14 protein-coding genes are annotated in these 15977 nt (G+C 62.1%); 7 read left to right on the top strand and 7 right to left on the bottom strand.

Annotated features, from left to right (window positions below; translation table 11 throughout):
• Nucleotides 1-4 precede the first annotated feature (4 nt).
• Genes ACYQ1P_RS02405 through ACYQ1P_RS02415 form a run of 3 tightly spaced genes read left to right on the top strand, consistent with a single transcriptional unit; the run spans nucleotide 5 to nucleotide 5422 of the window.
• The gene (locus ACYQ1P_RS02405) at nucleotides 5-2017 is read left to right on the top strand and encodes a sensor histidine kinase (RefSeq protein ID WP_460018782.1); all 2013 of its coding nucleotides are present in this window, start codon (nucleotides 5-7) and stop codon (nucleotides 2015-2017) included.
• A gap of 46 nt (nucleotides 2018-2063) precedes the next feature.
• The gene (tldD, locus tag ACYQ1P_RS02410; RefSeq protein WP_460018783.1) at nucleotides 2064-3497 is read left to right on the top strand and encodes a metalloprotease TldD; all 1434 of its coding nucleotides are present in this window, start codon (nucleotides 2064-2066) and stop codon (nucleotides 3495-3497) included.
• Between the two features lie 29 nt (nucleotides 3498-3526).
• Complete coding sequence (locus ACYQ1P_RS02415; protein ID WP_460018784.1) at nucleotides 3527-5422, top strand: hypothetical protein; 1896 nt, start codon at nucleotides 3527-3529, stop codon at nucleotides 5420-5422.
• Nucleotides 5423-5429: 7 nt separating this feature from the next.
• Here ACYQ1P_RS02415 and ACYQ1P_RS02420 read toward each other — a convergent pair whose 3' ends face one another.
• The 5 genes from ACYQ1P_RS02420 to ACYQ1P_RS02440 form a co-directional block, all read right to left on the bottom strand.
• Entirely contained in the window at nucleotides 5430-6221 is a 792-nt protein-coding gene (locus ACYQ1P_RS02420; RefSeq protein ID WP_460018785.1) for a succinate dehydrogenase iron-sulfur subunit, read from the bottom strand.
• A 20-nt stretch (nucleotides 6222-6241) separates the two neighbouring features.
• The gene (sdhA, locus tag ACYQ1P_RS02425) at nucleotides 6242-8029 is read right to left on the bottom strand and encodes a succinate dehydrogenase flavoprotein subunit (RefSeq protein ID WP_460018786.1); all 1788 of its coding nucleotides are present in this window, start codon (nucleotides 8027-8029) and stop codon (nucleotides 6242-6244) included.
• An 8-nt stretch (nucleotides 8030-8037) separates the two neighbouring features.
• Complete coding sequence (gene sdhD, locus ACYQ1P_RS02430; RefSeq protein ID WP_460018787.1) at nucleotides 8038-8421, bottom strand: succinate dehydrogenase, hydrophobic membrane anchor protein; 384 nt, start codon at nucleotides 8419-8421, stop codon at nucleotides 8038-8040.
• Nucleotides 8422-8434: 13 nt separating this feature from the next.
• A complete protein-coding gene (gene sdhC / locus ACYQ1P_RS02435; protein ID WP_460018788.1) occupies nucleotides 8435-8818 on the bottom strand; it encodes a succinate dehydrogenase, cytochrome b556 subunit in 384 nt (127 codons plus the stop codon).
• Between the two features lie 242 nt (nucleotides 8819-9060).
• Nucleotides 9061-9567 carry a L,D-transpeptidase family protein gene (locus ACYQ1P_RS02440; protein ID WP_460018789.1) on the bottom strand — a complete coding sequence of 169 codons (507 nt, stop codon included), beginning with the start codon at nucleotides 9565-9567 and terminating at the stop codon, nucleotides 9061-9063.
• 164 nt (nucleotides 9568-9731) lie between these two features.
• On the opposite strand from ACYQ1P_RS02440, the gene ACYQ1P_RS02445 reads away from it, so the two are divergent.
• Nucleotides 9732-10358, top strand: a complete 627-nt coding sequence (locus ACYQ1P_RS02445) for a J domain-containing protein (RefSeq protein ID WP_460018790.1) — start codon at nucleotides 9732-9734, stop codon at nucleotides 10356-10358.
• 3 nt (nucleotides 10359-10361) lie between these two features.
• On the opposite strand, the gene ACYQ1P_RS02450 is transcribed toward ACYQ1P_RS02445, so the two are convergent.
• Nucleotides 10362-11048 carry a hypothetical protein gene (locus ACYQ1P_RS02450; RefSeq protein WP_460018791.1) on the bottom strand — a complete coding sequence of 229 codons (687 nt, stop codon included), beginning with the start codon at nucleotides 11046-11048 and terminating at the stop codon, nucleotides 10362-10364.
• Nucleotides 11049-11112: 64 nt separating this feature from the next.
• On the opposite strand from ACYQ1P_RS02450, the gene ACYQ1P_RS02455 reads away from it, so the two are divergent.
• The 3 genes from ACYQ1P_RS02455 (at nucleotide 11113) to ACYQ1P_RS02465 (ending at nucleotide 14560) form a co-directional block, all read left to right on the top strand.
• The gene (locus ACYQ1P_RS02455) at nucleotides 11113-12081 is read left to right on the top strand and encodes a 2-hydroxyacid dehydrogenase (RefSeq protein WP_460018792.1); all 969 of its coding nucleotides are present in this window, start codon (nucleotides 11113-11115) and stop codon (nucleotides 12079-12081) included.
• A gap of 11 nt (nucleotides 12082-12092) precedes the next feature.
• Nucleotides 12093-12563, top strand: a complete 471-nt coding sequence (locus ACYQ1P_RS02460) for a HugZ family pyridoxamine 5'-phosphate oxidase (protein ID WP_460018793.1) — start codon at nucleotides 12093-12095, stop codon at nucleotides 12561-12563.
• Nucleotides 12564-12721: 158 nt separating this feature from the next.
• A complete protein-coding gene (locus ACYQ1P_RS02465; protein ID WP_460018794.1) occupies nucleotides 12722-14560 on the top strand; it encodes a phosphoenolpyruvate carboxykinase (GTP) in 1839 nt (612 codons plus the stop codon).
• 69 nt (nucleotides 14561-14629) lie between these two features.
• Here ACYQ1P_RS02465 and ACYQ1P_RS02470 read toward each other — a convergent pair whose 3' ends face one another.
• Nucleotides 14630-15937, bottom strand: a complete 1308-nt coding sequence (locus ACYQ1P_RS02470; protein WP_460018795.1) for a GGDEF domain-containing protein — start codon at nucleotides 15935-15937, stop codon at nucleotides 14630-14632.
• Between the last annotated feature and the right edge of the window lie 40 nt (nucleotides 15938-15977).

Genomic DNA, 15977 nt, shown 5'->3' on the forward strand with positions numbered 1-15977 from the left:
AGCCATGACCCGAAGACATGGATGGCGGACCTATGCCGTCGGGATTTTGGCCCTGGCGCTGGGGTCGGCGTTCCTGTCGGTGGGGCACCTGCTGGACCGCAATCAGCGCGAGGCCCTGCAAAGCGAACAAAAGGTCTCGACCCTGAAATCCGCCGCCATTCTCAGCGGCCGGATCAAGCAGGTCCTGGAAACCAACATCGCGTTGGTGCATGGAATGGCGGCCATCATCGCCTCCAATCCCGAACTCACCCAAACGGACTTTGCCCGTCTGGGACGTGAATTGATCGACCGTTCCAAAATTATCCGGAATCTGGGGGGAGCGCCGGATCTGGTGCTGCGTCTGATGTATCCGGTCGCGGGCAACGAGGCGGCCATCGGCCTGGACTACACCAAAAATGCCGCGCAAAAAGATGCCGCGCTGCGGGCCAAGGAAGCCAAAAACATGGTTCTGGCCGGTCCCCTGAATCTGCTCCAGGGCGGACGGGCGATCATCGGCCGGATGCCGGTGTTTCTCACCCTGCCCGACGGCAGCAAACATTTTTGGGGGCTGGTCTCGACGGTCATGTCCTACGAGGGGCTGTTGCAGGAAACCGGTCTGTCCCAGCCGCCCCGGGATATCCGGATTGCCCTGCGCGGGGCCGACTCGCTTGGTCCGCAAGGGGCGGTATTTTACGGCGATCCGGCGCTGTTCGAGCATCCCGATATCCTGCTCGACATTCCCCTGCCGGTGGGGTCCTGGCAATTGGCGGTGGCGGCAACCACGCCTGCGGGAGACGCTTTTCCGCTGTCCTGGCAATATCGTCTGATCGGCGGTCTGTTGACGGTTCTGACCGCTGCGTTGCTGTGGCTGTTTTCCCGCTGGCTGGCCGAGCGGGAACGGGCCTTGCAGGAGCAGTTGGAATCCGCCGCCTTGATGCGACAGGCCACTTCGCTCGGCGACATGGGCAGCTGGCGCTATGATATTCGAAAGCAGAATATGGTTTTTTCGCCGGAAACCCATCGCATACTCGGGTTCTCCGAACAGGAGCCCGCTGGTCCGAACCAGTTGCTCGCGCGTATTCTCGATGCCGACCGGGAACGGGCCGAACAGGCCATGGCGGCGGCCGTTCGCGGCGACGCCGAATACGACATTGAATATCGGGTGGTTCGGAAGCCGGGGACGATCCGCTGGCTGCGTTCCCGCGCCACCTTGATCCGTGACACCAACGGAAAGCCCGAAAGCCTGCTCGGTCTGGTTCAGGATATCACCAATTTCAAGACCATCGAAAGCGGCCTGATTTCGGCCCGCGACGAGGCGGAATCGGCCAATCGCAGCAAATCGGAATTCCTGGCCAACATGAGCCACGAATTGCGTACCCCGCTGAATGCCATTATCGGGCTGTCGGAAATGATGCGCATGGGGATCTATGGGGACCTGAAATCCGCCAAATATCGCGAATATGTCCATGATATTCAGGCCAGCGGCCAACATCTGTTGGAACTGATCAATCAGGTGCTCGACCTGTCGCGCATCGAGGCCCGGCGCACGGAACTGCAAGAAGAGGTGCTGGACCTTCGACAACAGGCCGAGGCGGCCCTGCATCTCATCGGACGACGGATGGAGGATCAGCACAAGACCTGGGAGCTTCTCATTGCGGAGGACTTTCCCCTGTTGCGGGCCGATCCCGGCGGCTTGCGCAGCATGTTGCTGAACCTGTTGTCCAACGCCATCAAATTCACCGGCGAGCGGGGCCATATCACCGTCGGTGCCCGGGCATGGGACAACGGAAGCCTGTCCCTGTGGGTGGCCGACAATGGCATTGGGATTCCACCGGAACATGTGGATCAGGTCACCCAACCCTTTCAACAGGTGGAACGGGCCTGGGTGCGCTCCCACGAAGGCACCGGCCTGGGGCTGGCGATTACCAAGTCGATGATCGAATTGCATGGCGGATGGCTCCATATAGACAGTCGCGAGGACGAGGGCACCCAGGTCACGCTGCATTTTCCTCCCGAGCGTCAGGTACTCCGAGGATGACAGCGCGCCTCGATATGCCTATATGACAAGCAGCCCAGGAGGTCCCATGAACGCGCTCGCCACCACCGACGACCTTTTCTTCACTCGCACCGGCATGGATCGGCGGCGGGTCGGCGATCTGGTCGCCCGCAGCCTGCATCAGGCCGATGACGGGGAACTGTTCCTCGAATACCGCCAATCGGAAAGTTTCTCCTATGACGACGGCCAACTGAAAGCGGCCACCTTCGACACCGCGCAGGGGTTCGGTCTGCGCGCCCTGTCCGGGGAGGCCACCGGATATGCCCATGCTTCGGATCTGAGCGAGGCGGCCATTCGTCGGGCCGGGGAAACCGTGGCCGCAGTACGCAACGGTCGGGGCGGGCTTCTCGCCGCGCCGCCCGCCGACACCAATCTCGGTCTCTACACCGATGAGAATCCGTTGGGCATGGTGCCGTTCGAGACCAAGATCAAGCTGTTGGCCGAGATCGACGCCTATGCGCGGGGCCGCGATCCCCGGGTGAAACAGGTTATGGCCTCGCTGGCCGGCAGTTGGCAGGCGGTGCAGATCCTGCGCGGCGACGGCTCCCGGGCCGCCGATATCCGCCCTTTGGTGCGGCTCAATGTGTCGGTGGTGGTGGAACAGGACGGGCGCATGGAAACCGGCTCCCATGGCACCGGCGGGCGCACCGGCTATGCCGCCTATATGACCCCGGAAAGCTGGCAGAGGGCCACCGACGAAGCCCTGCGCCAAGCCCTGGTGAGCCTGCAAAGCATCCCTGCCCCGTCGGGGGAAATGGATGTGGTGCTCGGTCCCGGCTGGCCCGGTATTTTGCTCCATGAGGCCATCGGGCACGGTCTGGAAGGGGATTTCAATCGCAAGAAAACTTCTGCCTTCGCCGGACTGCTCGGCCAGCGCATCGCCGCGCCGGGTGTGACGGTGGTCGATGACGGGACCATTGCAGACCGCCGGGGCTCGGTGACCATCGACGACGAGGGCACGCCGAGCCACAACACCGTGCTGATCGAGGACGGCATCCTCAAGGGCTTCATGCAGGATCGCCTGAATGCCCGCCTGATGGGGGTCGAGGCGACCGGCAACGGACGTCGCCAGTCTTATAGTCATGCCCCGCTGCCGCGTATGACCAATACCTACATGTTGGCCGGAAAGCACGATCCTCAGGAAATAATCCAATCGGTCAAGAATGGAATTTATGCGGTCAATTTTGGGGGCGGACAGGTGGACATCACGTCCGGCAAGTTCGTCTTTTCCTGCACCGAGGCCTACCGCATCGAAGATGGCAAGATCGGCGCGCCGGTCAAGGAGGCGACCCTGATCGGCAACGGGCCGGATGTGCTGACCCGGGTGGCGATGATCGGCAATGACATGTCCCTGGACCCGGGGGTGGGCACCTGCGGCAAGGAAGGCCAGGGGGTGCCGGTGGGGGTTGGCCAGCCGACCCTGCGCATCAACGGCCTGACCGTCGGCGGCACCGGCGGCTGATCTTGACGGCCTGACCGGAGAGTGACGAGATGACCCTTTCCCTCGCCCTCGTCTTGTTGACCTCGGCGGGGATTGGTCTGTGGTTACCATTGCGCGGCCTGGGGTCGAGGGCCTTTCTCGGTTGGGCGATATTCCCTTTTCTGCTGTTCGTGCTGGCGCGGATTGTCGGACTGCCACTGCACATTGCCGCCTGGGTATTATTGGGGCTGGCAATGGGCGGCCTCGTCATGGAAGGCTGGCGGCAACGGCACAAACATTTTTCGCCGGATCTGCTGCTGCATCCGCTGCTGAGTTTCGGCGCTCTGCTGCTGGTCTTTGTCGCCCTGTGGGGACCGCAGGGCTATATCCCTCTGGAATGGGATGAACTCAGCAACTGGCTGAGTCTGACCCGGCAAATGTTCATCGCCGATGAGGTCTGGCGCGCCGATATGGAATTGGCCAATCCCGGCTATACCCAGGGCTGGTATCTGGCGATGGTGTATCCCCAGCTTTTCCATGATGAATTTATCGAAGTGCGGTCCCTGGCCGCCGGGACGGCAGGGGTGCTTTGTTTCCTCGGTTTTGCCTGGGACCTGTTGCGGGGGCAAGGCGACTTCCAGCGGACCGTCATCGCCTGGGGAAGCGTCAGCGGTCTGCTGCTGCTCTGGCCGCTTGGCTGGCTGCCCGATAATCTGCTGATCGAGCCGCCGCAACTGTTGCTGATTTCATCATTGTTTTTGCTTTTGGCGCGGTTTTCCGCGTCCGATGATTCACATCGGGAAATACTTCTTTGCGCCGGGCTCCTGCTGGGAGCCGGTTATTTTCTCAAAATCGCCGGCATCGTCTCACTGTTGCTGCTGCCGTTTTTATGGTGGCGGAGCGGTCGGGCCAGGATTCTGCCTTTGGCCCTTTTGCTGCTGCTGCCCTTCGCCGTCGTCTACGTCACCTGGAAACTGTTCGGCAATCCCGCACCCGCCACCTTTTGCATTGCCGATCCCATTGCGGTGCTCACCGGCGGCCAGTGGGAGACCCTGACAACCGTATCCGACCCGTTCTTTCAGCGACTCATGTCACTCCTCACATTGCGGGCGCAATCGGCCTGGAGTCTTTTGGGGCTGGCCGGACTGGTGCTGGCGGCGCTGATTCGCCCCTATCGCCTGCTGGCTCTTGCTGCCGGAAGTTATCTGGTGGTTTATACAGGCCTCTTGCTCTGGACCTATGCCAGTTGCTTCCAAAGTTATGAACGGGAAACGCTGATCTCCCTCGAACGCTATATGGGGTTGGCGTTCGATGCGCTGTCTTTGGCGGGAGTACTGGTGTTGATCGAGGGGCTGTATACCCGCGTGGCTCCAAAGGTTACTGGGCGCGGTTTCGGGTTGGCGACCGCCCTGCTCGTGCTGGCGGCCTTGGGTGTCACACTCACGCAGGCCGATAAGCAAGCGGTTCGTCTGGCCGACCCCTTTGCGCCGGGTCATCCATACCCCGCCGCCTTTGTGGAAAAGCGACAGCCGGTCCGCCAGAGCATGGCCGATTTACGGCGTTTGGTGCAAGCGACCCACAGTGCCCATGACCTGCCGACGGTGACTCTGATCGCCCAAAACTCGGACGGATTTGAACGAATCTTACTGCGCTATCTGGCCCATGGCAGCCAGCGAGGCGGCCCGCTCAACGATTTCCAGGTGATGCCCAGTCATTCCTGGTCCGGCCAAGGAGCCACTTGGTCCGCCTCGGCGGCGCAGGCCAAACAGGATTTTGACCGATCAGATATTATCTGGCCCCGGCAGGTGGACCAGAAGCTGGGGCAGGTTCTCGGTCAATATGTGGATAGCCAGATCTGCGGCGACAACGTCCGCGCTTTTTTCCTGTGGCGCGCCGACCCGGGCGCACCCCACCGCTGCGTGCTCAACGAGGGGCTCGTCCGCTACTACGAACAACTTCAGCCGTAGAGCGCGATCAGCGCCGTTTGGCCAGGGCCATCTTGATTTCCGCAATGGCCTTGCCGGGGTTCAGTCCCTTGGGGCAGGTGGCGGTGCAGTTCATGATGGTGTGGCAGCGATAGAGCCGGAACGGATCTTCCAGATTGTCGAGCCTTTCGCCGGCGAATTCGTCCCGCGAGTCGGCGATCCAGCGGTAGGCCTGCAACAGCACCGCCGGCCCCAGATAGCGGTCAGAGTTCCACCAGTAGCTGGGGCAGGACGTCTGGCAGGAGAAGCAGAGCACGCATTCCCACAGGCCGTCGAGCATTTCCCGTTCCTCGATGCTCTGGGTCCGTTCGGCGTCGGTCGGCGGTGGCGTGATGACCTGCAACCAGGGCTCGATGGACGCATATTGGGCGTAGGGCACGGTGAGATCGGGCACCAGATCCTTGATCACCGGCATATGGGGCAACGGGTAAATGCTGATATCGCCCTTCAGGTCGGCGATCGGCTTGGTGCAGGCCAGGGTATTGGTGCCGTGCCAGGTATCGCCGATGTTCATGGCACAGGAACCGCAGACCCCTTCGCGGCAGGAGCGCCGGAAGGTCAGGGTCGGATCAATCTCGTTCTTGATTTTGTTCAAGGCGTCAAGAACCATCGGGCCGCAATTGTCCATGTCCACCTCGAAGGTGTCCACGCGCGGGTTCTGACCGCTGTCGGGATCGTAACGATAGATCTTGAACTTGCGGATGTTGGTGACCCCTGCCGGGGCCTTGTGTTCCTTACCCTTGCCGACTCTGGAGTTGGCGGGAAGCAAAAATTCGACCATCTGTCTGTCTCCTCCCGGCCCTAGTAAATCCGTTCCTTGGGCTCGATGTATTTCACGTCCTCGGACAGTGTCCAGGTATGCACCGGCCGGTAGGTGAGCTTGACGCCCCGGTCTTCGTCGACCCAGGCCAGGGTATGCTTCATCCAGTTCTCATCGTCGCGCTTGGGGTAATCCTCGTGGGCATGGGCCCCGCGGCTTTCATGGCGGGCTTCCGCCGACACCACCGTCGCCTGGGCGCAGGTGAGCAGGTTCTCCAGTTCCAGGGTTTCCACCAGATCGGAATTCCAGATCAGCGAATGGTCGGCAACCCGGACATCCTCGAAAGAGCGCGAGATGGTGCTCATTTTGGCCATACCCTCAGTCAGACTGTCGCTGGCCCGGAACACCGCCACATCCCGCTGCATGGTGTGCTGCATGGCGGCCCGGATTTCGGCGGTCGGGGTGCTGCCCGAGGCATGGCGCAGGCGGTCGAAACGGTCCAGGATCTTGTCGGTCGCCCGCTGGGGCATCGGCGCATGGGGCGTATCGGGCGCAATCAGCGTCTTGGCCCGATGGGCGGCGGCCCGGCCGAACACCACGATGTCGAGCAGCGAGTTGGTGCCCAAACGATTGGCCCCGTGCACCGAGGCGCAGGCGCATTCGCCGATGGCCATCAGTCCGGGTTGCACCCGGTCCGGCTCGTCCGCCGTCGGCATCAGGACCTCGCCCAGATGGTTGGTGGGAATGCCGCCCATGTTGTAATGCACGGTCGGCAGCACCGGGATGGGCTCGCGGGTGGCATCGACCCCGGCGAACACTTTCGAGGTTTCGGTGATGCCCGGCAACCGCTCCCACAATAGATCTGCGCCCAGATGTTCCAGGTGCAGCATGATATGATCACCGCCGGAACCAACCCCCCGGCCCTCGCGGATTTCCATGGTCATGGCCCGGCTGACCACATCGCGAGAGGCCAAATCCTTGGCCGACGGGGCGTAGCGTTCCATGAAGCGCTCACCGGCGGAATTGGTCAGGTAGCCGCCTTCGCCGCGCGCCCCTTCGGTGATCAACACCCCGGCCCCGTAAACACCGGTCGGGTGGAACTGCACGAACTCATGATCCTGCAACGGCAGACCGGCCCGCGCCGCCATGCCGTTGCCGTCGCCGGTACAGGTATGGGCCGAGGTGCAGGAGAACCAGGAACGCCCATATCCGCCGGTCGCCAGAACCGTCTGATGGGCATTGAACCGATGGAGGGTGCCATCGTCCAGGTTCCAGGCCAGGATGCCGCGGCAGGTGCCGTCCTCATCCATGATCAGGTCGAGGGCGATATATTCGACGAAGAATTCCGCATCGTGCTTCAGGCATTGCTGATACAGGGTGTGCAGAATGGCATGGCCGGTACGGTCGGCGGCGGCGCAGGCGCGCTGCACCGGCTTCTCGCCGAAGTTGGACATATGGCCGCCGAACGGACGCTGATAGATCTTGCCGTCCGGGGTGCGCGAAAAGGGCACGCCGAAATGCTCCAGTTCGAGCACCGCCGGCACCGCCTCGCGGCACATGAATTCGATGGCGTCCTGGTCACCGAGCCAGTCGGAGCCCTTGACCGTGTCGTACATGTGCCATTGCCAATTGTCTTCGGCCATGTTGCCGAGCGCCGCGCCGATACCCCCCTGCGCCGCCACCGTGTGGCTGCGGGTCGGAAAGACCTTGGTGACGCAGGCGGTGCGCAGACCCGAAGCGGTCATGCCCAGGGTGGCGCGCAGTCCGGCCCCTCCGGCACCCACCACCAGAACATCGTAGGTATGATCAATGATTTCATATGCGGACATGGCTGTCTTTACCCTCCGAAGGCGACGCCGACGACCGCCAGAATACAGGCGACACCCAGCAGATAGGAGCCCAGATAAGTGAGAATGATTCCGGCGTACTTGGCAGCGCCATTATGCACGTAATCCTCCAGGATCACCTGAATCCCGAGGGCCATGTGATACATGGCGGTAACGATGAACAACACCATCAGCAAAGCATTGCCGAAATGACCGAGCCACGCCTTGAATGTTGCATGGTCGGCCCCGTCCAGGGCGACGACGGAAGCCACCATCCACAGGCTCAACGGCACCAGGGCGACGGAGGTCAGGCGCTGGACCCACCAATGCCCCAACCCCTCATGAGCCGATCCCTGGCCGCGGGCGCGGGCAAGGGGAGCGCGAAAATCTCTCATGTCGGTTCTCCCCTCACAAAAACAGAATAATGGCCCAGGTCAGGACCGTGGCCCCGCCGGAGAACAGGACCACCAGCACACCGGTGGCAGTGAGGATCGGCATATCGAAAAACCAGCCGATGTCCCAGCCCAAATGGCGAACCCCGTTGGCCAGGTGGTAATACAGGCAGAAGGTGAAGCCGAACAGCACCAACTGTCCGAACCAGGACCCCATCAGCCATTGGGCGGTTTCGAAGGCCTCCGGCCCGTAGGCGGCGGCGACGATCCAATAGGTAAAAAGCAGTGACCCCACAGCGAGGACGAACCCGGTCCCCCGATGCGCAATGGACAGCATCGAGGTGATCTGCGGCCGATAGATCGTCAAATGTGGAGAAAGCGGGCGATCTCCCGTTTTCATGGGCTGGCTCCCCTTGAGATTCAGTCCGCCGCAACAAGAGGGCGGGACCTGTTCGGGTAGGTAAACTTCCACCCAAAGGTTTAGCCCCGATGCCCACCCTTTGTCAATGTTCGCGACTGCAAAACAACTGTTTTTCCGCGTGATTTATGAAGGGGTTGGAAAACCGCTTCCGCAACAACACCAAAAGCGCACGGGAAAAGCGACAGGCCGATGGGGTGGGTTGTGGAGAATGCCGGTCGGTCTCACGGCAGAATGGCGACCGGGGTGCCATCGGGCACCAGTTGCCAGATCTCCTGCATCTCGCGGGTGGTGACGGCGATGCTGCCGTTGGTCCAATCCTGTGGCACGTCCTCCCGCGCCGCCCAGATCATCGATTCGGGCTGACCATGGATCATGATTTCGCCGCCGGGGTCAACGGCCCGCGCCCGCGCCACGGCCCGATCAGCGGCCGACGGATAGGAGATGATCAGGGCCAATTGGTACTGGTCGTGCTGCATGCGACCGCTGATCGTGTAGTTGCCCTCCGGCGTCCGACCGTCCCCGGCGGCGCGTTTGGTGCCAATTGGATGGGAGCCCAGCGCGATGCGATAGGTACCGAGGGTGTTCTCGCCCCATTTCAGGATCATCATCCGCTGCGCCTTGTGAATCTCCACCAGCGTGGCCTGCATTTTCTGTTGGGCTGAAGCCACCACGGAAAGGGCCATCCACAGGGCCACTCCAAGTGCCAAAATACCGATCCGCCTGGACATGCCATTCCCCATTCTCATGATCCGCCCGCACAGATTATCACCGGGTCGGGCCAAACAACAGGGGGTGCCGAATTTGACGAAAAGACCACTCACGGCAAGCCTATTGACCTGCCCCCGTCCGCAACTACTCTTGTCGCCCGCCCTGCCCCGAGTCGGAGTTTTCGTTGAAAAAGTCCTATACCATCCCCTGCGCCTCCCCCTTTCGACAGGCGGCCCTGAAACTGGCCGAACGACGCGGCGTCAACGTGGCGGATCTGGTGCGGTCGGTGCTGCTGGCCCTGCCCCGGGAACAGGTGGAGGGCTATCCGGACCCCGGCGACCCGGCGGCCACCGACCGGGAGGTGGTGACCCTGAAATCCGGCCCGGCGGCGGGACGCCCCTGGCGACGCAAGCCGCGACTCCAGGTACGCATGACTCCCGGCTATACCGTGCCCATGCTGCGCAAAGCCCTGGCCATTGCCCTGGACCTGGACCGGGGTGCGGTGCAGGTGGAGTTGCGCGAGGCGGGAAAACAGGCCGCCCCCTCGGCGGCGCATGTGGAGGAATTGGAACGCTTGCGGGCCATGGTTGCGGCGCTGGCGTTCGATCCGCTGCCCCAGGGTGTGTCCGGGCGCGCCGAGGCACTGCATGTATTGGGGTTTCCGCCCTCGGCCCGACCGGACAAAACCGAATTACGGGCCCGATTCCGCATCCTGGCGACCATTCACCACCCGGACGGCGACTTCGGCAACCACGACCGCATGGCACAGCTCAACGAGGCCATGAACTATTTGCGGCGCTATGTGGTCTGAGGACTAATTCTCGAACGCCTTGAGGATGTCATCCTGCACGTCGCCGGGGATGCGCGGGTTGCGCTGTTCGCGCAGGAAGGTCGCCATGTCGCGGCGGGTCAGGGTGGTCTCCTTGGCCAGTTTTTTGGCCTGATCGACGCTCAGTCCACCCATGCCGCGCAGGTCGTCGAGGGTCAGCTTCAGCTTGCGTTTGGAGGGCGGCGTCGCGGCCTCGCGATCCTCTGGGGTGACTCTGAGGGTGACGACCTGCCTTTCGACCGCTTTCAGGCAGTTCATGGCCCAATTCAGTTCGACCTTTTCCTGTTCGATGGCCCGTTTGGAGCTGACCGCCATCTGCTCGTATTCGCGCATGTAGTCCTCGACAAACTTTTTCAGCGCCGCGCCTTTGTAGCCTTCCTTCTGCGCCGCCTCCATGGCGATGCCGCGATATTCGTTCTTGCGGGTTCGATTGTCATCCAACAGATTCTTGGAGTTGGCGATATTGGCCTCGCCCGCCTTGATGAAGGCGCGCAGCTCGAATTCGCGGGCCAGCCAGAATTTCTTTGGCGACAGCAGGGCGCTGAGTTTGTCGATGGGGTCCTGCGGTTTGCAGTTGGCATCCAGGTCGGAGCCGAAGGAATCGGTGGGCGGCCGGGGACCACAGGAGGCCATCGGCAAAACCAGCCCCAGGGCAACGATGGCTATGGTCAAGGGTCTTGTCATGGGCCTATTTGTAGCGCTGATCCGCGCGTAAGAAAAGAAAGGAGAGTCACCCTTGTCCGACCATCCCCCCGTCCTGCTGGTCACCCGCACCCTGCCCAAGCCCATCGAGGAGCAATTGCAGATGTGGTTCGAGCCGCGTCTCAACGGCGACGACGCGCCCTATGAGCCTGACGAGATCCCGGATTTTGCCGCCGACGCAGCGGGGATTGTGGTCACCCCCACCGACCGCATCAACGCCGAGGTCATTGCCGCACTCGATGACACGGTGCGCATTATCGCCACCTTCTCGGTCGGCTTCGAACATATTGATCTGGCCGCCGCGCAGGCCCGCGGCATCGTCGTCACCCATACCCCCGGAGTGCTGACCGAGGCTACCGCCGACATGACCCTGCTGCTGTTGCTCGGCGCAGCGCGGCGGGTCCGGGAGGGGGATCTGCTCTTGCGGTCCGGGGAATGGAAGGGCTGGTGCCCGACCCAGTTGCAGGGGTTGGGATTGCAAGGGCGACGCTTGGGCATTCTCGGCATGGGGCGGATCGGACAAGCGGTGGCCCGGCGGGCCCGGGCCTTTGGCATGACCCTCCATTATCACAACCGCCACCGGCTGCCCGCCGACGCGGAACAGGGGGCGACCTATCACGCCACCCCGGAGGACCTGCTGGCGGTAAGCGACGTGCTCTCTCTGCATTGTCCGCTGACTCCGGAAACCCGGGGCTTCCTCGACGCCCGGCGACTGGCCCTGTTGCCGCCCGGTGCCGTGGTGATCAATACGGCGCGTGGTCCGGTGGTCGATGACGACGCGCTGATTGCGGCCCTCGGCAGCGGTCGGCTGGCAGCGGCGGGACTGGACGTCTATGATGGGGAGCCGCACCTTCATCCGGGTTATCTGGACCTGCCCAATGCCTTCTTGATGCCGCACCTGGGCAGTGCCACGGTGGAGACGCGGCTGGCCATGGGACAAAAAGTCATCGACAATCTACGGGCCTTTTTTGCCGGAACTCCCCCGCCGGACCGAATCGCCTGAAGGAGCATGCCATGAAGGAACCTCCCGTCATCGAGATTACCGACGACCATCTGACGGCGGTGCGTCGGTTGCTGGCCGAAGGCACGGCGGGCAGTCTGGCCAGCCTCGACGCCGACGGTGCGCCCTATGTGTCGCTCGCCACCTATGCCCTGGACGACGGGGGCCGTCCGATTTTCCTGTTCTCCGATCTGGCCGACCATACCCGCAACATCGCCCGCGATCCCCGGGTCACGTTGCTGGTGGAACAGGCCAAGCATTTGAAAAATCCGCAGACCGGCCCCCGGGTCAGCGTCTGTGGCACGGTCCAAAAGACCGCCGACGCGGCGGCACGGGAGGCCTTCCTGGCCATCCACCCGACGGCGGCGGTCTATGCCGACTTCGCCGATTTCAATTTTTATGTCCTGTCCCCGACCAAACTGCACTTTGTCGGCGGCTTCGGCAGCGCCGTTTGGATCCCGGCAAAGCGTCTGTTCAGGTCATGAGTCCGGTTGCCCCGAGGCGATACTCGGGGTATCGTGCTGCAACGCGAAACCAAAAGAATTTCCGAATCAGGGCGCAGACCTAACGTCGTGCCCGCGCCGTCTACCGCTTGGGAGCGATACCGGCATTTCCGTCAACCGACAAGCTATTGAGGTCTTTTATGAGCAATTCAGGTACGGACCGGACGAAGAACGCCAAGCTTCTGGCTTGGGTCGATGACATGGCGGCGCTGTGCAAGCCCGATCAGGTCTATTGGGTGGATGGGTCGCAGGAGGAAAATGACCGCCTGTGCCAGGAACTGGTGGATGCCGGCGTCTACATCAGATTGAATCCGAAGAAGCGCCCCAACAGCTATCTGGCCCGCTCCCACCCGTCCGACGTGGCGCGGGTCGAGGACCGCACCTATATCTGTTCCGAAAAACAGGAGGATGCCGGTCCGAACAACAACTGGATGGACCCCAAGGAAATGCGCCCGCTGCTGAAGGGAAAGTTTGACGGCTGCATGAAGGGGCGGACCATGTATGTCATTCCCTTCTCCATGGGGCCGCTGGGCTCGCCCATTGCCCACATCGGCGTACAGATCACCGATTCCGCCTATGTGGTGACCAACCAGCGCATTATGACCCGCATGGGCCAGAAGGTGCTCGACGTGCTGGGCGACGGCGAATTCATCCCCTGCATGCATTCGGTTGGTGCGCCGCTGGAGCCGGGACAGCCGGACAGCGCCTGGCCCTGCGAGGGCGACCCCAAGAACAAGTATATCGTCCATTATCCCGAAACCCGCGAGATCTGGTCCTACGGCTCCGGCTACGGCGGCAATGCCCTGCTCGGCAAGAAATGTCTGGCCCTGCGCATCGCCTCGGCCATGGCCCGCGACGAAGGCTGGCTGGCCGAGCACATGCTGATCCTCGGTCTGGAAAATCCCCAGGGGGAGAAGACCTATGTCGCCGCCGCCTTCCCGTCGGCCTGTGGCAAGACCAATCTGGCCATGCTGATCCCGCCGGAAGGCTTCGAGGGCTGGAAGGCCTGGACCGTCGGCGACGATATCGCCTGGATCAAGCCCGGCCCGGACGGCACCCTGCGCGCCATCAATCCGGAATACGGCTATTTCGGCGTCGCCCCCGGCACGTCCTATCACACCAACCCGACCGCCATGGACAGCATCAAGCAAGGCTGCATCTTCACCAATGTCGCCCTGACCGACGACGGCGATGTGTGGTGGGAAGGCATCGACGGCGAGGTTCCGGCCCATCTGATTGACTGGAAGGGCAACGACTGGACTCCGGCCAGCGAGACCCCGGCGTCGCATCCCAATGCCCGCTTCACCGCGCCGTCGGCCAACTGCCCGTCCATCGACCCGTCCTGGGAAGATCCGGCCGGGGTGCCCATTTCGGCCTTCATCTTCGGCGGTCGCCTGTCCAAGACCTTCCCGCTGGTCTATCAGTCCCTGGACTGGAACCACGGCGTGTTCATGGCCGCGACCATGGGCTCCGAAGCCACCGCCGCCGCCATCGGTCAGGCCGCCATCCGCCGCGATCCCTTCGCCATGCTGCCGTTCTGCGGCTACAACATGGCCAAGTACTGGGGCCACTGGATCAAAATGGGTCAGCGGACCGATCTCAAGCTGCCGCAGATCTTCCGCGTCAACTGGTTCCGCAAGGATGCCAAGGGCAAGTTCATTTGGCCGGGCTTCGGGCAGAACATGCGGGTGCTGCAATGGATCGTTGACCGGGTCAACGGCAAGGCCGACGCAGTGGAAAGCCCGTTCGGCATGATGCCCAAATATCAGGCCATCAACTGGAAGGGTCTGGATTTCGACCAGTCGACCTTCGAGGGTCTGATGACCATCAACAAGGACGAGGGTCTGGCCGAGGTGGAAGAGATCAAGGGACAATTCGCCAAATTCGGCGATGCCCTGCCCGCCGAAATGGAAAAACAGCGTCAGGCCTTCGGTGCCCGACTGGCTGCGGGTCCCGACCAGTGGAACCTGCCGTCCTGAGATAACAGATGTCGGACCATGGCCCAATTCGGAACGGTGTATCGCCGTCCCGGTTGGGCCATGATCTTGTCAGTGGCTCACCACTCGATTGCGGCCTTGCTGCTTGGCCTGATAGAGAGCCGCATCGGCCCGTTCGAACAGGGACTCGGTGCTGTCTTTGGGTCCCATGGAGGCCACTCCGGCGCTGATGGTCAGGTGGGCGACCGGCGCGAAATTATGCCCCTCCACGGCCTTCAGGAGATTCCGGGCCGAACAGACGGCCCCGTCCAAATCCGTGTTCTGGCATAGAATGACGAATTCCTCGCCCCCGTAGCGCATCAACAGGTCGCCCCGGCGCGAGGTTTTGTGAATCAACGTCACCAGGGAGCGCAGCACCGTATCTCCCACCGCATGACCATGGGCATCGTTCACCGCCTTGAAGTGGTCGATATCGACAATGATCAACGATAATTGGAGACCGTTGTCCCGCGCCTCGCTGACCGCCAGATTGCAGACCTGATCGAATTTGCGCCGGTTATAGGCCCCGGTCAGCGCATCCTTTTCCGACAGACTGAGGACTTCCCCCATCTGCCGTTGCGCCTTGGCGGTGGCGAAGGTGCTGATCAGGCTGCTGAACAGCAACGTGAATTTGTAGATTTCCAGAAGGTTGCCAAACAGCGAGAGGGCTTCCGAGTAGCTCTTGCGTCCGAGAAAAAAGAAGACATTTCGCACATGGATCAGCACCCGGTCGTAGACGGCGACCAGGGACTCGCCCCTGCTGTTCCAGAACATCCGTTCCGTCTCCGGCAGACGCTCGGTGATGAAACGGCGGATCTCGTCCACCCCCCCTTCGAGCACCGGAATGCGCCCGTTGTCCTCGGTCCGAATGGCCTCGAACAGCTGCATCAGCCAATCGTAATGCTGCAACAAGAGGGTGCGGTGGTAGCCCGTCTCGGTCAGTTGCGTCGCCGCCGTGATCTGCTCCAGATCATCCATATTGGAGGCCACGAAGGCGTCCAGGTAGCCCTTGGCCAGGGCCTCCGTCGATTTCTCGAAGAACCCGTTGAGTGCCACGAAGACTTCGGTCGCATGGGGTTCAGCCAGCAGGGAGGTCAGAAAGCTCCGATTGAGCATCTTGGCTCCGGCCAGAAAGGCCTCGAACGGAATACTGCGTTCGTAATGCAGTACACCGAGACGGTAATAGCGCTTGAAAAACGCCTCTTCATCCTCTTCCAGGGACTCGAGAAAATTCTTTTTCTGCACTTCCAGCAGCCGGTCGATCTGCTCGCGCCCCGAAAAATGCAGGGCGAAAATCGGATCGGTCAGCAGGGTATCATAGAAGGTCGAGAAAACCCGCCCCACATGCGGCTGAAGGTGGTCCAACAATGATGGCGGCATCTCCCCCCCCCCGCGCGCGTTCAACCCCCGGTGAAATAAC

The organism is Magnetospira thiophila (assembly GCF_054657015.1).

What these genes read in the sequence shown, in the direction of transcription:
- ACYQ1P_RS02405 (WP_460018782.1), top strand. Translation starts at nt 5, where the DNA reads ATGACCCGAAGACATGGATGGCGGACCTATGCCGTCGGGATTTTGGCC.
- ACYQ1P_RS02420 (WP_460018785.1), bottom strand. Translation starts at nt 6,221, where the DNA reads ATGGTCGAATTTTTGCTTCCCGCCAACTCCAGAGTCGGCAAGGGTAAG.
- sdhA (WP_460018786.1), bottom strand. Translation starts at nt 8,029, where the DNA reads ATGTCCGCATATGAAATCATTGATCATACCTACGATGTTCTGGTGGTG.
- ACYQ1P_RS02465 (WP_460018794.1), top strand. Translation starts at nt 12,722, where the DNA reads ATGAGCAATTCAGGTACGGACCGGACGAAGAACGCCAAGCTTCTGGCT.
- sdhD (WP_460018787.1), bottom strand. Translation starts at nt 8,421, where the DNA reads ATGAGAGATTTTCGCGCTCCCCTTGCCCGCGCCCGCGGCCAGGGATCG.
- ACYQ1P_RS02440 (WP_460018789.1), bottom strand. Translation starts at nt 9,567, where the DNA reads ATGTCCAGGCGGATCGGTATTTTGGCACTTGGAGTGGCCCTGTGGATG.
- sdhC (WP_460018788.1), bottom strand. Translation starts at nt 8,818, where the DNA reads ATGAAAACGGGAGATCGCCCGCTTTCTCCACATTTGACGATCTATCGG.
- ACYQ1P_RS02415 (WP_460018784.1), top strand. Translation starts at nt 3,527, where the DNA reads ATGACCCTTTCCCTCGCCCTCGTCTTGTTGACCTCGGCGGGGATTGGT.
- ACYQ1P_RS02460 (WP_460018793.1), top strand. Translation starts at nt 12,093, where the DNA reads ATGAAGGAACCTCCCGTCATCGAGATTACCGACGACCATCTGACGGCG.
- ACYQ1P_RS02470 (WP_460018795.1), bottom strand. Translation starts at nt 15,937, where the DNA reads ATGCCGCCATCATTGTTGGACCACCTTCAGCCGCATGTGGGGCGGGTT.
- tldD (WP_460018783.1), top strand. Translation starts at nt 2,064, where the DNA reads ATGAACGCGCTCGCCACCACCGACGACCTTTTCTTCACTCGCACCGGC.